This is a genomic window from Streptomyces sp. NPDC007863, from assembly GCF_040633895.1.
GTDB lineage: Bacteria > Actinomycetota > Actinomycetes > Streptomycetales > Streptomycetaceae > Streptomyces.
Window position 1 is genome coordinate 225,514 of the sequence record NZ_JBEYEI010000014.1, and the last position, 16,076, is coordinate 241,589.

Annotated in this window: 12 protein-coding genes; 7 read left to right on the forward strand and 5 right to left on the reverse strand. The window is 77.2% G+C overall.

Annotated elements, in window-relative coordinates; translation table 11 throughout:
- Nucleotides 1–92 precede the first annotated feature (92 nt).
- From ABZ621_RS23040 to ABZ621_RS23055, 4 genes are all read left to right on the forward strand, one after another.
- Nucleotides 93–3,173, forward strand: coding sequence for a type 2 lanthipeptide synthetase LanM family protein (locus ABZ621_RS23040; protein ID WP_360607397.1), 3,081 nt, complete (start codon nt 93–95; stop codon nt 3,171–3,173).
- Between the two features lie 79 nt (nt 3,174–3,252).
- A complete protein-coding gene (locus ABZ621_RS23045; protein ID WP_360607399.1) occupies nt 3,253–3,453 on the forward strand; it encodes a hypothetical protein in 201 nt (66 codons plus the stop codon).
- Between the two features lie 112 nt (nt 3,454–3,565).
- Nucleotides 3,566–6,499: an AAA family ATPase gene (locus tag ABZ621_RS23050; RefSeq protein ID WP_360607401.1), complete on the forward strand. Its 2,934-nt coding sequence runs from the start codon at nt 3,566–3,568 to the stop codon at nt 6,497–6,499.
- Nucleotides 6,500–6,707: 208 nt separating this feature from the next.
- Entirely contained in the window at nt 6,708–8,573 is a 1,866-nt protein-coding gene (locus tag ABZ621_RS23055; protein ID WP_360607403.1) for a BTAD domain-containing putative transcriptional regulator, read from the forward strand.
- Here ABZ621_RS23055 and ABZ621_RS23060 read toward each other — a convergent pair.
- From ABZ621_RS23060 to ABZ621_RS23080, 5 genes are all read right to left on the reverse strand, one after another.
- The gene (locus tag ABZ621_RS23060) at nt 8,560–9,867 is read right to left on the reverse strand and encodes an MFS transporter (RefSeq protein WP_360607405.1); all 1,308 of its coding nucleotides are present in this window, start codon (nt 9,865–9,867) and stop codon (nt 8,560–8,562) included. The two genes, ABZ621_RS23055 and ABZ621_RS23060, sit on opposite strands and share 14 nt — an antisense overlap.
- A gap of 51 nt (nt 9,868–9,918) precedes the next feature.
- Nucleotides 9,919–10,716 (reverse strand): methyltransferase domain-containing protein, encoded by a 798-nt coding sequence (locus ABZ621_RS23065; protein WP_360607407.1) that lies wholly within the window; start codon nt 10,714–10,716, stop codon nt 9,919–9,921.
- A 66-nt stretch (nt 10,717–10,782) separates the two neighbouring features.
- Nucleotides 10,783–11,928: a glycosyltransferase gene (locus ABZ621_RS23070; RefSeq protein WP_360607409.1), complete on the reverse strand. Its 1,146-nt coding sequence runs from the start codon at nt 11,926–11,928 to the stop codon at nt 10,783–10,785.
- A 13-nt stretch (nt 11,929–11,941) separates the two neighbouring features.
- On the reverse strand, nt 11,942–13,132 hold the full coding sequence (locus ABZ621_RS23075) for a radical SAM protein (protein ID WP_360607411.1): 1,191 nt from the start codon (nt 13,130–13,132) through the stop codon (nt 11,942–11,944).
- A gap of 94 nt (nt 13,133–13,226) precedes the next feature.
- The gene (locus tag ABZ621_RS23080) at nt 13,227–13,370 is read right to left on the reverse strand and encodes a hypothetical protein (RefSeq protein WP_169091883.1); all 144 of its coding nucleotides are present in this window, start codon (nt 13,368–13,370) and stop codon (nt 13,227–13,229) included.
- Between the two features lie 389 nt (nt 13,371–13,759).
- On the opposite strand from ABZ621_RS23080, the gene ABZ621_RS23085 reads away from it, so the two are divergent.
- The 3 genes from ABZ621_RS23085 (at nt 13,760) to ABZ621_RS23095 (ending at nt 15,929) form a co-directional block, all read left to right on the forward strand.
- A complete protein-coding gene (locus ABZ621_RS23085; protein ID WP_360607414.1) occupies nt 13,760–14,932 on the forward strand; it encodes a radical SAM protein in 1,173 nt (390 codons plus the stop codon).
- A 95-nt stretch (nt 14,933–15,027) separates the two neighbouring features.
- Nucleotides 15,028–15,732, forward strand: coding sequence for an iron-containing redox enzyme family protein (locus tag ABZ621_RS23090; protein ID WP_360607442.1), 705 nt, complete (start codon nt 15,028–15,030; stop codon nt 15,730–15,732).
- The gene (locus ABZ621_RS23095; protein WP_360607416.1) at nt 15,729–15,929 is read left to right on the forward strand and encodes an aroma-sacti cluster domain-containing protein; all 201 of its coding nucleotides are present in this window, start codon (nt 15,729–15,731) and stop codon (nt 15,927–15,929) included. Before ABZ621_RS23090 ends, ABZ621_RS23095 begins: the two co-directional genes overlap by 4 nt.
- Nucleotides 15,930–16,076 lie beyond the last annotated feature (147 nt).

Genomic DNA, 16,076 nt, shown 5'->3' on the forward strand with positions numbered 1-16,076 from the left:
GGGGGATGTGCCCCCATGTCCCCGGTCCGTCCTCCGGGACAGCATGGACGCGGCACGGCGACCGGTCGGTCCGGGACCGCGGAGGAGGAGCGATGGCGGCTGGGGAGAAGCGGGACGGCGGGGGCGGCCCCGGCTTCGCGCCGGAGCGGCACGACCGGTCCGAGCGGTCCGAGGGGGGCGCCGGGCGGCGCTCGTTCGGGGACGAGCGCTGGTGGCGACGGGGGACGGTCGCCGTGCCGGAGGTCGGGGCGGGGCGGTACGCGGAGGCCGTGGCGCTGGGGACGCCGGACTGGGCCGAGTTCACGCTGGGGGCCGTGGGGGCGGCGCCGGAGGAGCCGGTCGTCCCGGAGGGGGAACTGCCCGGCCTCGGCGGCTTCGAGCGGGTCGTCGCGCCGTTCGCGGACCGCGCCGGGGAGCGGCTGGTGGCGGGCGTTCCGGAGGGCGTACGGGGGCGGGTGGACCTGGCGGCCGTCCGCGCCGACCTGGAGCGTCACCTGCGCCGGCGGCTGGCCCGGGCGGCCGCCCGCACCCTCGTGCTCGACCTCCACGAGGCGCGTGCGGCGGGGCGGCTCGACGGGGCCGATTCCCGGGCGCGGTTCCGGGACTTCGTGGGGCGCGCCGGGACGCGGGACGGTCTCACGGCGCTGCTCGCCGGGCGGCCCGTGCTCGCGCGGATCCTCTCCCGGGCGAGCCTCGACGCCGCCGACGCCCTCGGGGAGATGCTGGCGCGGCTCGCGGACGACCTGCCGGTCGTCTCCGAGCGGCTGCTCGGCGGGGATCCGGGCCGGCTGACGGGGGTCGAGCCGGGGGCGGGGGACGGGCACGGGGGCGGCCGTTCCGTGATGCTGCTGCGGTTCGAGGGCGGGGCCCGGCTGGTGTACAAGCCCCGGCCTATCGGCGTGCACCGCCACTTCAACGAGCTGGTGGCGTGGTTCAACGGGCTGCCGGGCGCGGTGGACCTGCGGACGCTCCGGCTGGTCGACCGGGGGCGGTACGGCTGGGTGGAGTTCGTCGAGGCGCGGGGCTGCGCGGAGCCGGCGGAGGTGGAGGCCTTCTACCGCCGCCAGGGGGTGCTGCTGTCGCTGCTGCACGTCCTCGACGGGACGGACCTGCACCACGAGAACCTGATCGCCGTCGGCGGGCATCCGGTCCTGGTCGACCTGGAGACGCTGTTCCATCCGCCGTTGACCGGGGCCGTCGCCGAGGACCCGGCCGCGCGGGCCCTGCACGACTCGGTGTACCGGGTCGGGCTGCTGCCGCAGCTGCTCGTGGGGGACGACAGCGCGCTCGACGTGTCCGGGGTGGGCGGGGGCCGGCAGGCGGTCTCCCCCGTGGTCCGGGCCGACTGGGCCGACGCGGGCACCGACACCATGCGTCTGGTGCGCCGGGCGGGGACCATGGGCGAGTCCGCCAACCGGCCGCGGCTGCACGGCGAGCCCGTCGAACCGGGGGCCCATGTCGAGGCGATGTGCGCCGGGTTCCGCGCCGGGTACACGGCGATCAGCCGGGCCCGCGAGGAACTGCTGCGACCCGGCGGCCCGTTGGAGGCCTTCGCCGGCGACGAGGTGCGGGTGGTGGCGCGCCCGACCTGGGTGTACACCATGCTGCTCGACGAGTCGACCCACCCCGATCTGCTCGCGGACGCCACGGCACGGCACCGGATCCTGGAGACGCTGCGCACCGACGAGCTCGGCGCCGCCGCCTTCCCCGGTCTGGAGGACGACGAACTCGCCCAGTTGTGGGCGGGGGACGTGCCGCTGTTCACCGCGCGCCCCGGCGGGACCCGGCTGCGCGGCCGCGGCGGGCGGCAGACGGCGGTGGAGACGGGGCGGCCCGGGCTCGCCCGGGTCCGGGAGCGGATCGCCGCGCTCGACACGGTGGACCGGCAGGACCAGGAGTGGATCGTCCGGGCCGCGATGGTGACCTCGTCCCGCGAGCCCGCGCACCGCCCGCCGGGCAGCCGGCGGGCCCGTACCGCGGACTACGCCCCCGAGCCGGAACGGCTCCTGTCGGCAGCCCGGTCCGTCGGCGACCAGCTGGTGTCCCAGGCCTACCGGGGCGCCGGGCGCACCAACTGGATCGGTCTGGAGCTGCTGGACGAGCGGTACTGGCGGATCGGGCCGATGGCGGCGGACCTGGCGGGCGGGTACACCGGACCGGCCCTGTTCCTCGCCCAGTTGGCCGCGCTCACCGGGGCGGGGCACTACGCGGAGGCGGCCCGGACGGCGCTGGCGCCCGTCCCCGGTCTCCTGGACGCGCTGCACGAACACCCGGACAACCTGGCCGTGGTGGGCTCGGGGGCGTTCACCGGGCTCGGCGGCATCGCCTACGCGCTGGCCGAGACGGCCCGGCTGCTCGACGATCCCGAGGTCGGCGAGTGGGTGGCGCCCGCCCTGCGCCTGACCGGCGCGGCGGCCCTGTCGGAGCACGAGCACGGGTACGGCTCCGGTACCGCCGGCGGTCTCGTCGCCCTGCTCGCCGGACACCGGGCGGCCGGCGGGACGGAGACCTGGCGGGCCGCCCGCGCCTGCGCGGACCGGCTCGTCGAACTGCTCACCGCCAGGCGGCTGCGGGGGCGGCCCGACGCGGCGACGGGGCTCGCGGGGGCGGGGTGGGCTCTGCTGCGGTTCGCCGAGGCGGGCGGCGGCAACCACGCGCGGCGGACGGGCCTCGCCGCGCTGCGGGAGGCGGTCGGCGGCGAGCCGTCCGGCCGTCCCGGCGCCTGGTGCCGGGGGCGTGCCGGGATCGCGCTGGCCGTCCTGGACGGTGCGGGCGCCCTGGAGGACCCGCTCCTGGCCCGCTGGGCCGGGGAGACCGTCGACGCGGTGGCGCGGGGCGGGCCGTCCGGGGACGACAGCCTCTGCCACGGGGAGACGGGGCTGCTCGAACTGCTCGGCCACGGCGCCCTGCCGGAGGCGCGGCCGCACTGGGTGCGGCGGGCCGGGGCGCTGCTCGCGGCGGTCGAGGAGGCGGGCCCGGTCTGCGGCACGCCGGACCGGGTGGCGCATCCCGGCCTGCTGACCGGGCTGGCGGGGGTGGGGCACGGCCTGCTCAGGGCGGGCTTCCCCGACCAGGTGCCCCCTGCGCTCCTCCTGCGCCCGGCCGTCCGGGCGCAGGCGCCGCCGGGCCCCGCCGCGGACGGGGCCGTACCGGCCCTCCACGGCACCTCCTGAGCACACGGGGCACACGCACGACTTCGACGACATCCAACGGTGCAGCATCACACCAACCACGAAGGACGAGGCGGGAATCATGCAGATCAGCCACTCGGTGACGCACCTCGACAGCGCGCAGGAGAACACGGCCCAGGGGCACCCCGCGGGCGAGGTCACGATCGGTGTCGGCGGGCGGCTCGGCATGCGCAGCAGGCTCCTGCGGGCCTCGGCGGCCGACCAGGCGGGCTACTCCGCGGACATGCCGTTCACCACCTTCACCATCACCTGTGCGGACTGACGCACGACCGGCTGACAGCACGTCACGAAGCGGTGTCCGCACGGTGATCGAGGGCCCGGGGACAGCCCCGGGCCCTCTGCCGCGCGGGGAGAAGATCAAGTAGTTTGTGCGCATGCGTGCGACGTCTTCGGTCATCGTAGGGCGGGACTCCGAGATCGGGCTTCTGGGCCGCGCTCTGGACGGCGCCGCGCGGGGTTCGGGGAGCGCGGTGTTCCTCGTGGGCGAGGCGGGGATCGGGAAGTCGCGGCTTGCCGGTGAGTGCGCCTTCCGCGCCTACGGCCTCGACATGCCGGTGCTGCGCGGGCGCGCCACCTCGACCGGGCTCGTCGTCCCCTTCCGTCCGCTGGCCGAGGCGCTGTCCTCGCGCTTCCGGGCGGCGGGGACGCCCGACGACGCCGAACTGGTCCCCTATCGGCCCGCGTTGGCGAGCCTCGTGCCCGAGTGGCGGGGCGGCGCGGCGCCCGGGTATCCGGACTCGCTGATCGAGCTGGCCGAGGCGCTGCTCCGGCTCCTGTCGGTGCTCGGCCGGGAGCGGGGCTGTGTGATCCTCCTGGAGGACCTGCACGACGCCGACACCGAGACGGTCGCGGTGGTGGAGTACCTCGTCGACAACGTCGCGGGGTTACCGGTGCTCCTGGTGGCCACGCTCCGGCCGGATCCCGGCCCTGCCCTGGACCTGGCGCACGCCGCGGAGCTGCGCGGCACCGCCTCGGCGCGGGAGCTGGGTCCGCTGGGGGACGAGGCGGTGCGGGACATGATCGCCGCGTGTCTGGAGACCGGGCGGGGGGAGGTGCCGCAGGCCGCGCACCGGCTGCTGTCCGAGCGGGCGGGCGGGAACCCGTACGTCCTGGAGGTGCTGCTCGCCGATCTGCTCGACACGGGGCGGCTCGGCCGGACGGACGAGGGGTGGCGGCTCGCCGAGCGCTTCGATCCCACCGTGCCCACGGGCATCGTGCGCAGCTGGGCGCGCCGGCTCGCCCGGCTCGACGAGCCGGTGCGGACGCTGCTGCTGACCGCGGCCACCCTCGGCGGGCGGTTCTCCGTCAGCGCGCTGAAGGACGTGACGGGCTTCGACGACCGGTCGCTCTTCGCGCATCTGCGCTCGGCCTCGGAGGCCGGGATCATCACCCCGGACGGGGCCGCGTACGACCAGTACACCTTCCGTCACGTGCTGACGGCGGAGGCGCTGCGGGCGACGCTGCCGCCCGCCGAACAGGCCGCGCTGGCCCGGCAGGCCGCCGAGGTGCTCGAAGCCCCCGGCGACACCGGGAGGGAACTGTCCGACGAGACGCGCCAGTTGGTGGCGGCGCTGCGGCTCGCGGCCGGTGACGAGGCGGCGGCCGCCCGTCAGCTGGTGCTGGTCGGGCGCCATATGCTCGCCGCCGGCGCGGCCGGTTCGGCGGTGGTGCTGCTCGAACGGGCCAGGAAGCTGGCGGCCGACGACGGGCGGGACGCCGTCACGGTCTCGCTCGCCGTCGCGCAGGCCCAGTGCGGGCAGCTCGACACGGCCCGCGCCCTCCTCGACGACCTCGCGCCGGTGCCCGCGGGCTCGCCGGCCGCCGAGGCGCGGGCGGAGGCGCTGGTGGAGGTCGCCTGGGTCACGACGATGGCGGAGCAGCGGGAGGAGGCGCTGGTCCTGACGCGGGCCGCGCGGGCCCTGCTTGGGCCGGCGCCGCTGCCGGTGCACGAGGCGGCGCTCGCGGTGGTCGAGGGGCATCTGACGCTGCTGCCCGGTCACGCGGGGCGCGAGGAACTCGCGGAGACGGAACGTTCCGCCAGACGGGCCGCGCTGATCGCCGAGGAGCACCGGACCCCCGTCGTGGCCTGCCGGGCCTGGCAGTTGCTGGCCCTGCTCTCCCGCGAGCGAGGCTTCGACGAGGCCGACGCCTGCCTCGAACGCATGCTGGCCGTCTCCGAGGAGCACCGCCTCCCGGTCTGGCGCGCCGAGGCCCTCGTCCGCCTCGGCGCCAACGCCTTCATGCGGTCCGGTGAGGCGACCCGCCTCGAAACGGCCCGCTCGGCCGCCCGGGAGCTGGGCTCGCTCGCCCTCCTCCAGCACATCGACGGCATGCTGGCGATGCAGGCGGTCCTCGGCGGCCGCTGGGAGCGCGCCACGGAGATCGTCGAACAGTCGGTCGAGGCGAGCGTCCGGGTCCGCAACCACGCCGCCCACCGCTATCTGCTGCTGGTGCGCGCCACCTCCGCCGCGCACCAGGGACGCTCCCGCGAGCGGGACCAGGCGCTGACGCGGCTGCGCCGCGCGGGCGGCGAGGAGTCGATGCTCGTCCCCCTCCAGCGCGGCCTCTGCCAGGCGATGGGGGCGCTCATGGAGGAGGACCGGGACCGGGCGCTTGCCGAACTCGACGCCGCGCTGGCCTGGGAGCGGGCGCATCCCAGCTTCTTCTACCTGAGCGGACGGTACGGGCTCCGCCCGCTGCTGCGCGTCCTGAGCGGCGCGGACGACCGGGCCGCGTACCGGGAGACGCTGGCCTCCCCGGGCGCGGCGCTCGCCTGGAACCGGGTCTTCCTGGGCATGGCGGACGCCGTGCTCCTCGGCCGGGAGAAGGACCGGGCGGGCGCGATGCGGGCCGTGCGCGCCGCCGGGGAGGCCGCGCGGGCCTTCCCCCAGGCCTGGCACCTGGCCCTGCGGCTGACCGCCGAGGCCGCGCTCGCCGACGGCTGGGGCGAACCGGTGGCCTGGCTGCGGACGGCGGAGGAGTACTTCTACGGCGCGGGCGTCCAGCCGGTGGCGGCGGCCTGCCGGGCCGCCCTGCGGCAGGCGGGCGTGACCGTCTCGCAGCGCCGGGGCGGCCGCGAGCGGATCCCGGCCGGACTGCGCGAGGTCGGCGTGACCCCGCGCGAGCACGAGGTCTTCGTGCTGCTCGCCGAACGGCCGGGCAACCAGGAGATCGCCCGGCGGCTGCACATCTCCCCGCGCACGGTGGAGAAGCACCTCGCGAGCCTCCTCGCGAAGACCGGCTGCGCCGACCGCGCGGCCCTCTGCGCCCTGTCCGCCGAGACCGCCGAGAGCGCCGCGCAGGACTGAACCGCCGGGGCGGGCGCGGTATGGGGGCCCGGGGCGGACGGTGGTGGGGGGCGCCGCGGGAATGTGGGGGTTCGGCGCGGGCGGATGGGGTTCCGTGCCGGGAGAGTACGGGTCCGGCACCGATGTGCGGTGGGCCGGTGAGGCCCGAGCATCGAGGGACGACGACCGGCCCCGCCGGCTTCCCACCACCCCAGGGAGGGTCCGCTCCATGCCGCCACTCCACGCGCCCGCGCCCGGCCCGGGCGCCGTCCGCTTCCGCGTCCTCGGACCGCTGTCGGCGCACCACGGCCCCCGGGAGCTGCCCCTCGGGCCGCTGAAGCAGCGGGTGGTGCTCGCCACGCTGCTCGGCAGCGCCAACGCCCCGGTGTCCGTGGAGGCGCTGACGGACGCCGTCTGGCCGGAGGCGCCCCCGCGCACCGCGCGGAAGAACCTCCAGGTGTACGTCAGCGCCCTGCGCGCGCTGCTGCCCCCGGAGCCCGCCGGTCCCGGGGGCGGCCGGGAGCGGATCGCGCACACCGCCGGCGGTTACGTGCTGCGCGTGGCCGAGGAGGAGCTGGACGCGCTGCGGTTCCGGTCCCTCGTGCGGGCCGCCGAGGGCCGGCCGCCCCGGACCGCCGCCCGGCTGCTGCGCACGGCCCTCGACCTGTGGCAGGGACCGCCGCTGGGCGGGCTGCGCGGGTCGCCGCGGCTCGCGGAGGAGGCCGAGCGGCTGGAACTGCGGCACCTGACGGTCTACGAGGACTGGGCGGAGGCGGAGCTGGAGCTCGGCGGGGCGCCGGGGCTGGTCGAGGGGCTGCGCGACCTCGTCGAGCGGCATCCGCTGCGCGAACGGCTCCGGGCGGCCTGGATGTCCGCGCTGGGCGCCTCCGGCAGGCAGGCCGAGGCGCTGGCCGTGTACGACGACTACCGCCAGCTGCTCGCCCGCGAGCTGGGCCTGGAGCCGGGCGGGGCGATGACCGCCCGCTACCGGGCGATCCTGACCGGCGACACCGACGGCACGGCGGGCGGCGGGGGGTCCCGGTCCGCGCGCCGCGGCGCCGGGGCGGTACTGCCGCCGGACATCGGCGACTTCACCGGGCACGACGAGGAGCTCCGGGAGCTGCTCGACGCCCTCGCCGACGACGGCCACGGGCCCGGCCGCGGCGGGGCGGTGCTGCTCACCGGGCCCGCCGGTGCGGGCAAGACCGCCCTGGCGGTGCGGGCCGGGCACCTGCTCGCCGACCAGTTCGAGGACGGACGGTTCCTGGTGGCGATGCGGGACGGCGCCGGCGCACCCCGGCCGCTCGACGCCGTCCTGGCCGAACTGTCCCTCCTCACCGGGGCGTCGGCCCCGGGCGTGGCGCCCGCCGAGGCCTGGCGGGCGTGGCTCGCCGAGCACCGGGCCCTGGTGGTCCTCGACGACGTGCCCGACGAGGAGGCCGTACGGCCCCTGATCTCCTGGGCCGGGCAGGGCCGGGTGCTGCTCACCGCGCGCGGTCCGCTCGGCGGTCTGGCGCCGGTGCACCGCGTCGACGTGCCGCCGCTCGACCCCGAGGGCGCCCTCGCGCTCCTCGGCGGGATCGTCGGCCGGGCCCGCGTCCGCGCCGACCGGGAGGCCGCGCTGCGGATCGTCCGGGCCTGCGGCCTGCTGCCGCTGGCGGTCAGGGTGAGCGGGAGCCGCCTCGCCGTGCTGCGGCACATGCCGCTGCGGGAGTTCGCGGACCGGCTGGCCGATCCCGCCGGGACGCTCGACGAGCTGACGGCCGGGGACGTGTCCGTACGGCGGCGGCTCGGACGGGACTGGGACGAGCTGCCGCCGGGCGGCGGCCGGGACGCGGAACGGCTGGCCGCCCGCACCCCCGAGGGACCGTTCACCCTGCCGGAGGCGGCCGGCGCGCTCGGCCTGGACGAGGGCGCGGCCCTCCGCGCGGTGGAGACCCTCATCGGCGCCGGCCTGCTGACCTCCCCCCGCAGCGAGGTCAACGCGCACACCGCGCTCTACGAACTCCCGCATCTGGTACGGCTGTTCGCTCGGGAGCGGGCGGCCGGGGCCGGGGCCGGGGCCGTGCGGAGTCCGCTGCTCACCCGGGGGTGAGCGGCCCCCGGCGGGACGGCCCACCCGGGGGCACGGCCGCCTCGACGGCGCCGTCCGGGCCGTCCCCGTCCCCGTCCTCGGGTCCGTCGGCGCTGAGCGTGTCGAGGTCGGTGCGCAGGCGGCGGCTCGCCAGGAGCAGCAGGAGCATCACGGCGAGGGGGGCGGCGAGGACCAGCGAGGCGGTCTCGGCCCCGGACCCGGAGATGAGGAAGCCGGTCGCGCCCGGCCCCGCCCAGGCGATGGAGACGGCGAGCATGGTCGTGGCGGTGGAGATGCGGCCCTGGAGGTGGGCCGGGGAGTCCAGCATCACGGAGAGCGAGACCAGCGCCCCGATCAGGGGCAGCGCGAAGACCAGGGCGAAGACGGCGAGGACCGTGACGACCTGGTGGCCGGTGGCGGTGAGGGGGATGAGGAACAGCCAGGTCCCGCAGACGGTGCCGATCACCGCCGACGGGCGCAGCCGCCGCAGCACCCACCCGGCGCAGAAGCCGCCCGCGATGCCGCCGAGTCCGGCGGCGGTGAGGACGATGCCGGCCGAGACGGGCCGGGCGCCGAGCTCCGAGGCCTCGACGGCGGCGAGCAGTTCGACGGCGCGGCCGAGCAGGTTGAGGTAGGCGACGAAGCCGATGAGGACGAGGAGCGGCCGGCGGCGCACCACCCACCGGATGCCGCGGGTCAGTTCGCCGCCCGTGTTCCGCAGCCCGCGGGGTTTGGCGGGGCCTTCGGGCGCCGGGGGCGAGGTGTACCGGATGCGGGAGACGAGCCCGAAGGAGAGCAGGTACGACAGGCCGTCGAGGAGGAAGACGAGGGGGGCGCCGAAGCCCAGCAGGACGCCGCCGAGCGGGGGCCCGGCGGCGATGGCCACGTTGGTGCGGACGATGTTGGTGGTGACCGCCTCGCGCCGGCGGTCCCGGGGCACGATCTGGCGGATCACCCCGCCCTCGGCCGGGGAGAACACCGTCGACAGGACGGCGGTGAGCGCGCCCGTCACCATCGCCAGGGCGGTGCCGAAGCGTCCCGTGGCCAGGGCCAGGGCCAGGATCAGGGCGAGGACCGCGCGCGCCGCGTCGCAGAACATCATCAGCCGCCGGCGGTCGACGGTGTCCGCGATGAGTCCGCCGGGCAGTTTGGCGATCAGCTCGGCGATGCCGATGGCGGTGGCCACGAGGCCCGCGTCGACCGGGGAGTGCGTCGTGACCAGGATCGCCATCGGCAGGGCGAGCGCGGCCATCTCCCCGGCCGTGCAGGAGAGGGCCTGGCTCGTCCACAGCAGTGTGAAGTTCCGGTTGATCATGGGATCTTCTCCGGTTCGGGGCGGCGCGCGGCGCGGCGCGTGCGCGGGGGGTCAGTCCGTGCGCGGCTTGACGGCGGCGTAGAGGCCCTTGGTGTGGACGGTCTCGTCGACGGTGTCCGCGAGCGTGCCGGAGATGTGCAGTCCGTGGCGGGCCACGAGCCGCAGGCCCGCGGCGCCGAGGAGCTCGGCGAGCCGGTCCTGGCCGTGGTGGGACTGGTGGTGGTCGACGGTGTCGCGGCTCCACCGCCCGGGGTCGCCGGGCAGCTCGCGGAAGACGTCCATGGTGAGCCGGTAGCGGCCGTGCGCGTCCAGGTGCCGGCCCCGGAGGAGGGCGACCAGACCGTCGTCCTCCATGACGTGCGGCTCGGTCATCAGGTCGTACCCGTGGGACGTGTTGGCGTCGAAGACGAGCACCGCGCCGGGGGCCATCACGGCCGACAGGGCGGCGAACGCCTCGGCCACGTGGTCCGGCTCGACGAGGTAGTTGACGATGTCGCTCATGCAGAGCACGACGTCGTACGGGCCTTCGCCGGGCGCGGGGCGGCGGATGTCGTGGACGTGGAAGTCGACGCCGGTGCCGGCGTGCCGGGTCCGGGCGATGTCGATCATCGAGGAGCTGATGTCGAAGCCGGTGACCCGGTAGCCGCGGCCGGCGAAGAGGACGCTGCTGCGGCCGGTGCCGCAGCCGGCGTCGAGGAGCCGGCGGCCGGGCGGGTCGGCGCGCTTGATCAGGTCCTCCAGGACGGCGGAGAAGGCCTCGTAGTCGTCGTGGCGGGTGAGCGAGTCGTAGAAGGGCGCGGTCAGGTCGTAGGCGACGGCGGCGTGGTCGGCGGGCGTGGTGGTGGCCACGGTGCGGTTCCTTCCGTGCGGTGGACGGGACTTCGGGAGGCGGCGGCCGGCGCGGGCCCGGGCGGCTCAGCGGCAGGCGTCCTCGACGGCCTGCGCGGCGGCCGACTCGCTCTTGCTCTGGTCGAGCGCGTCCGCCGTCCGCGCGGCGCGGGCGGCCGTCGCGCGGTCGGCGAGGGCGGCCCGGAGCCGCTCGTCGCCGGGTGCGGCGCGGTCGAGCGGGGCGGCGACGCCGGCGCGCAGGCAGGCGGCGGCGAGGACGCGCTGTTCGCCGCCGTTCGGCGAGACGAGCAGCGGACGCCGGTGGCGCAGCGCCCCGAGCACCGGCGCGCTGGTGCCGTTGGTGACGACGAGGCTCGCCCGGTCGAGGAAGGGGCCCATCCACGGCCGGCGCACGACGGTGACGTCGGCGGTCGCGGCGATGCCGGTGAGGCCGTACGGGTCGCCGTGGCGGCCGGTCTCGCTGCGGCCGGTCTCGACGAGGGCCTGGAACGCGCCGCCGGTGAAGGTGCGCCCGATCCAGGGCCACAGGCTCTCGCCGCCGAAGACGCGGCCGAGGTGGACGTAGACCACGGGCTTGCCGGTGCGGTCCAGGCGCGCGCGGAGCCCGGCGTCGGCGGCCTCGTCGGCCGGCGGCTCCCACCAGCACGGCCCCACGTGCCGTACGCCCTCCGGGAGTTCGGCCCCGGGCGGCTCCAGAGCGGGGTGGCCGCGCAGCAGGAACCGGGTGCCGAGCAGCGCCCGCTGCCCGTCGGGTCCGGTGCCGGGCAGACCGAGTCCGGCGCGCAGCGTCCGGTACACGTCGAGGGCGCCGTCCAGGCGCCAGCCGCGGTCCTCGGCGTCGCCCGGGCCGGGGCCGTCGCGGTGCGGCCACAGGTGGCAGGCGAGGCCCAGGACGACGACGGGCAGGTCCAGGGTCTCGGCGGCGGCGAGCGCGCCGACGCACAGGACGGAGGTCACGAGGACGTCCGGCCGGGCGGTCCGGGCGGCCTGGAGGATCCGGTGGTACTGCCCTTCCCCGGCCCGGAACCACCGGCCGACGGCGAAGGCCTCGCCCGGTTCGAGGACGTCGAGGCCTTCCCGCTCGGCCGCCCGGGCGGCCGGCCCGGTGGACAGCAGGGTGACGGCATGCCCCCTGCGGTGCGCCTCCAGGGCGACGGCCGTCGCCGGGTAGAGGTACCCGGGGTCGGACAGCGGACAGAACAGCGCCCTCACGGCGCACCCGCCGTCACCGCGCACCCGCCGGTTCCGGGGCCGTGCCGGGGTTCGGGGCCGTCCGGCGGCGGCGCTCGCGCAGCAGCTCCATGAGACCGACGGCGATCCGGTCGGCGAAGCCGGCGGTGCCGGAACCGGACTCACCGGCGGCGAACTCGGAGCAGCTGACCCAGGCGTGGTCCGGGTAGTCGCCGTAGCCCCCGTCGAGGGTGCCGACCTCGTATCCGGGCTTGCCGATCGTCTCCCAGCAGCTGTAGAGGGTGCCGTCGGCGTTGACGACCGCGCCCGTCGTGCCGTCCCGTTCGGTGCAGAAGCCGCAGGCGCCCCGGCCGGGCCAGCCGACCTCGAAGCCGAGGTCGAGGGCGGTGGCGTAGCCGCGCAGCACGGCGGTGAGCTCGGCGTCCGTGTTGCCGATGCCGGCGTCGTACAGGCCCGCGTAGTTGAGGACGGGCGCGACGTCGAAGACGCAGCGGGAGGCGTCGAGCCGATCGGCGAGGTGCGCGGCCAGCTCCGGCAGCCGGGGCAGCACCTCGGCCGTGGTGTTGATCCGGAGGGTGAAGCGCAGGTCGGTGGTCCGCTGGGCGGCGGCGAGGTTGTCGACGATCCGGTCGAAGGTGCCGCGGCCCGCGCGGGTGGTGCGCAGCCCGTCGTGGAGTTCGCGCGGCCCGTCGAGGGTGATCTGCGCGGACCGCAGGCCGAGGTCGCCGAGGTCGCGGGCGAGGGCCGGGGTGAGCAGGACGCCGTTGGTGACCATCGAGGCGGTGAGCGGCGCCTGCCGTCCGAGGCGGGTGAGGAGCGCGCGGCAGGCGGCGGGGTTGAGGAGCGGTTCACCGCCGAAGAGGAGGACGAAGAGCCGGTCGAGTCCGGCCGCCTCCATCCTGGCGCCGGTGAAGTCCGCGATCCGTTCGATGGTGGCGTCGTCGAGGACGGCGCGCGGGATGCGGGGCGGGTCGAAGCGGCCGGGGGCGGCCGGCGCGGTGTTCTGGAAGCAGTACGGGCAGCCGAGGTTGCAGTCGGTGGCCGTGACGACCGTCAGGCTGTAGCGGCTGCGCGGGCGCTGCTCGGTGATGCCGGCGCGGACGACCTCGGCGTGCCCCTGCTCGGTCAGCCGCCCGTCCACCGCGTACGCGAACGGCAGCAGCAGGGTCCCGCCGGCGCCCTGGCACCACACTCCGGACTGTCCCTGAAGGACGCGCAGGGTCATGTCCACCTCCTCATCTCCGGGAGCTCACGGGGGACGAGGCCGGCCCGTCGGGGAAGACCCACCGGGCCGGCCTGATCAAGGAGTGCCGCAGGCGTCAGGCCTGGACTTCCTTGTCGTAGACACCGCAGATGATCTCGGCGGCGTCGTCGAACGCCTCCGGGGCGGTGGCGTTCTCGCCGACCATGCTGTGGGCCTCGACCTCGGGGGTCTCCTCGGTCGGCTGCGTGTTCTCGGACATGGTTCTCTCCATCCGTCGAGAGTCGGTCGGGTCGGTTGACCCGGTCGGGCCGGTCGACCCGATGGCGCCGGTTGAGCCTGGTGCTTCGGTCGGCGGCGGGCTCTCGCCTGCCGTCGCCGAGAAAGTTAGGACGGCCGGCCCCGGGGACGACCCGGCGCCGGTATGGCCTCGGTATGGCGCCAGCGCACGGCGCCGCCGGACCGCGCCCGCGCACCCGTCGCGGCCCCGCGCAGCCCGGCCGGCCTGCGGACATACCGAAGGCGAACCGTCCCCGGGGCGCCGCCCTACCGCCCCGCGCGAGGCTGGGCGGGCCCCCGCGGGCGGCCCCTCCACGGCCCTCACGGCCTTCCACGGCCCCGCGGGCCCACGTCGCCGTAGGGAGGGGTCCCATGGAACTCGCCGAACTGATCGGCCTGCGTCCCGTGCCCGCCGCGGGGCTGCTGGTCACGCTCACCCGGCGCTGCCCCCTGCGCTGCGCGCACTGCTCGACCGCCTCCGCGCCCGAGACGCGCGAGCGGCCGGAGCCGGGCCTGCTGCGGCGCTTCGTCGGCTCCTTCGGTCCGGACGACCGGCCCGAGGTCATGATGCTGACCGGCGGCGAACCCCTCCTCCTCCCCCGCCTGGTGGCCGACCTCAGCGCGTCCGCGCGCGCGGCGGGGACCCGGACGGCGGTGCTCAGCGGCATGTTCTTCGCCCGCGCGGGGGCGCGCCCCCGGTCCGGGTCCGGGTCCGGTGTCGTACCGGCCTCCGTCCTGCGGGCCCTCGCCTCGGTGGACCACTTCTCGGCCAGCCTGGACGTCCACCACGAGCGGGAGGTGCCGCGCTCCGCCGTCTTCCGCGCGCTGCGGGAGATCCGGGAGGCGGGACCGGCCGTCAGCCTCCACCTCACCGGCGACGGCCCCGACGACCCGTACCTCGCGGACGTCACCCGTGCGATCGACCGGGAGTTCGACGGTACGGTCCCGGCGCTGGTCAACGAGGTGCGCGCGGTCGGCAGGGCGGCGTCCTGGGCGGGCCCGGCCCGCCCGGCACGGTACCGGGCGGCCGCCGCGCCCCCGGCGCCCTGCGCGATGGCCGCCTGGCCGGTGGTGGCCTTCGACGGCACGGTCCTCGCCTGCTGCAACCAGGAGGTCGTGGACCGGCGCCCCGCCCCGGCCCATCTGACGCTCGGCCACCTCGCGTCCGACGACTGGGCGGCCGTACGCGCCCGGACCCTGGGCTCACCGCTGCTCCGCCTGGTCCGCGCGATGGGCGCCCCCGCGCTGCGCGAGCGCCATCTGCCGGACGCGGCTCCGGCGGCCTCCCCCTGCGCGGAGTGCCGGGGATTCGCCGACCGCCCCGAGGTCGCCGCCGGCGCGGCGGCCGACGCCGCCGGCCCGGCGGGCGCGCTCCTCGACCTCACGGTCGCCCGGCGGCGCGCCGACCGGGGCCCGGTGGAACTCGTACGCCACTACGGCTGCGCCCCCTACGCCCCCTGGGTACTCCCCCGAAGCTCCCGCCCCACCGGGCCCGTTGCCCTCGGTGCCTCCGGGGGCCCGACGCCGGCGGAGGCGTCCCTGTGACCGGCACGGGCACCGGGACCGGAACCGGCATCGCCACCCCGCCGTCCGCTCCGCCGTCCGCCCCGCCGTCCGCCCCGCCGTCCGCTTCGGACCGGCTGCGGGCGCGGCTCGCGCTCGCCGAGCCGGCGCTGCGCGGCGCCGCGGGCGCGCTGTGGCGGCCGGAGGGGCTCCGGGAGCGGTACCTCGCCTACCTCCACTCCATGCACACCGTCATCCGCGCCTCCGTCCCGCTGCTGCTGCGGGCCGCCGGGCGGGCCCGGACGCTGGCCGGGGAGGGCGATCCGCTCGGCGGTCCGCTCGCCGACCACCTGGAGCACCACGCCCGGGAGGAGGAGGGGCACGACGCCTGGCTGCTCCGGGACCTCGCGGCCGCCGGGGAGGACCCCGGCGCCGTCCTCGCCGCCGTGCCGCCGCCGGACGCCGCCGCGCTGGCCGGCGCCCAGTACTACTGGATCGAGCACCACCACCCGGTGGCCCTGCTCGGCTACGTGGCCGTCCTGGAGGGCCACTCCCCCGAGCCGGGTCTCGTCCCGTACCTCGCCGGGCACACCGGCCTGCCGGCCGCCGCCTTCCGTACCGTCCGCGCCCACGCCCGGCTCGACACCGGGCACGTGGCCGAGGTGTACGCCCTCCTCGACGCCCTGCCGCTCGCCCGTGCGCACGAGTCCGCCGTGACCGTCAGCGCACTGCACACCCTGGACGCGCTCACCCGGTTGTTCGTCCGGCTCGGGCGCCCCGCTCCGGCGGCCCTGCCGGGACGGGAGACCGGACGGTCCGCTCCGACGAGAGGTCTTCCATGAGAGAGCCACCCGACATGCTCGACACGCTGTACCGCGCCGGCTTCGCCGTCGATCTGCTCACGGAGGAGCAGCGGCAGGTGCTGACCGAGCTGACGCCCGAGGAACTCGCCGTCCTGCTCGACGTCAAGGACCGGCTGGACGCGCTGGGGCCCGAGGTCGAGGCCCACGGCGAGTTCGCCGGCGGCGCCCTGTTCTGAGACGCGCGACGCGCGACGCGTCACGGTGTCCGTCCGCGCCGGTCCGGCCGGCGGCCGGCAGCCCGTAGCCGGCCGGACGGTCCGTGCCCACCCCGGCCCACCGGCCGGGGGGGGGGCCCCCCCGCGCGGGCGCGCGCCCGCCCCCCC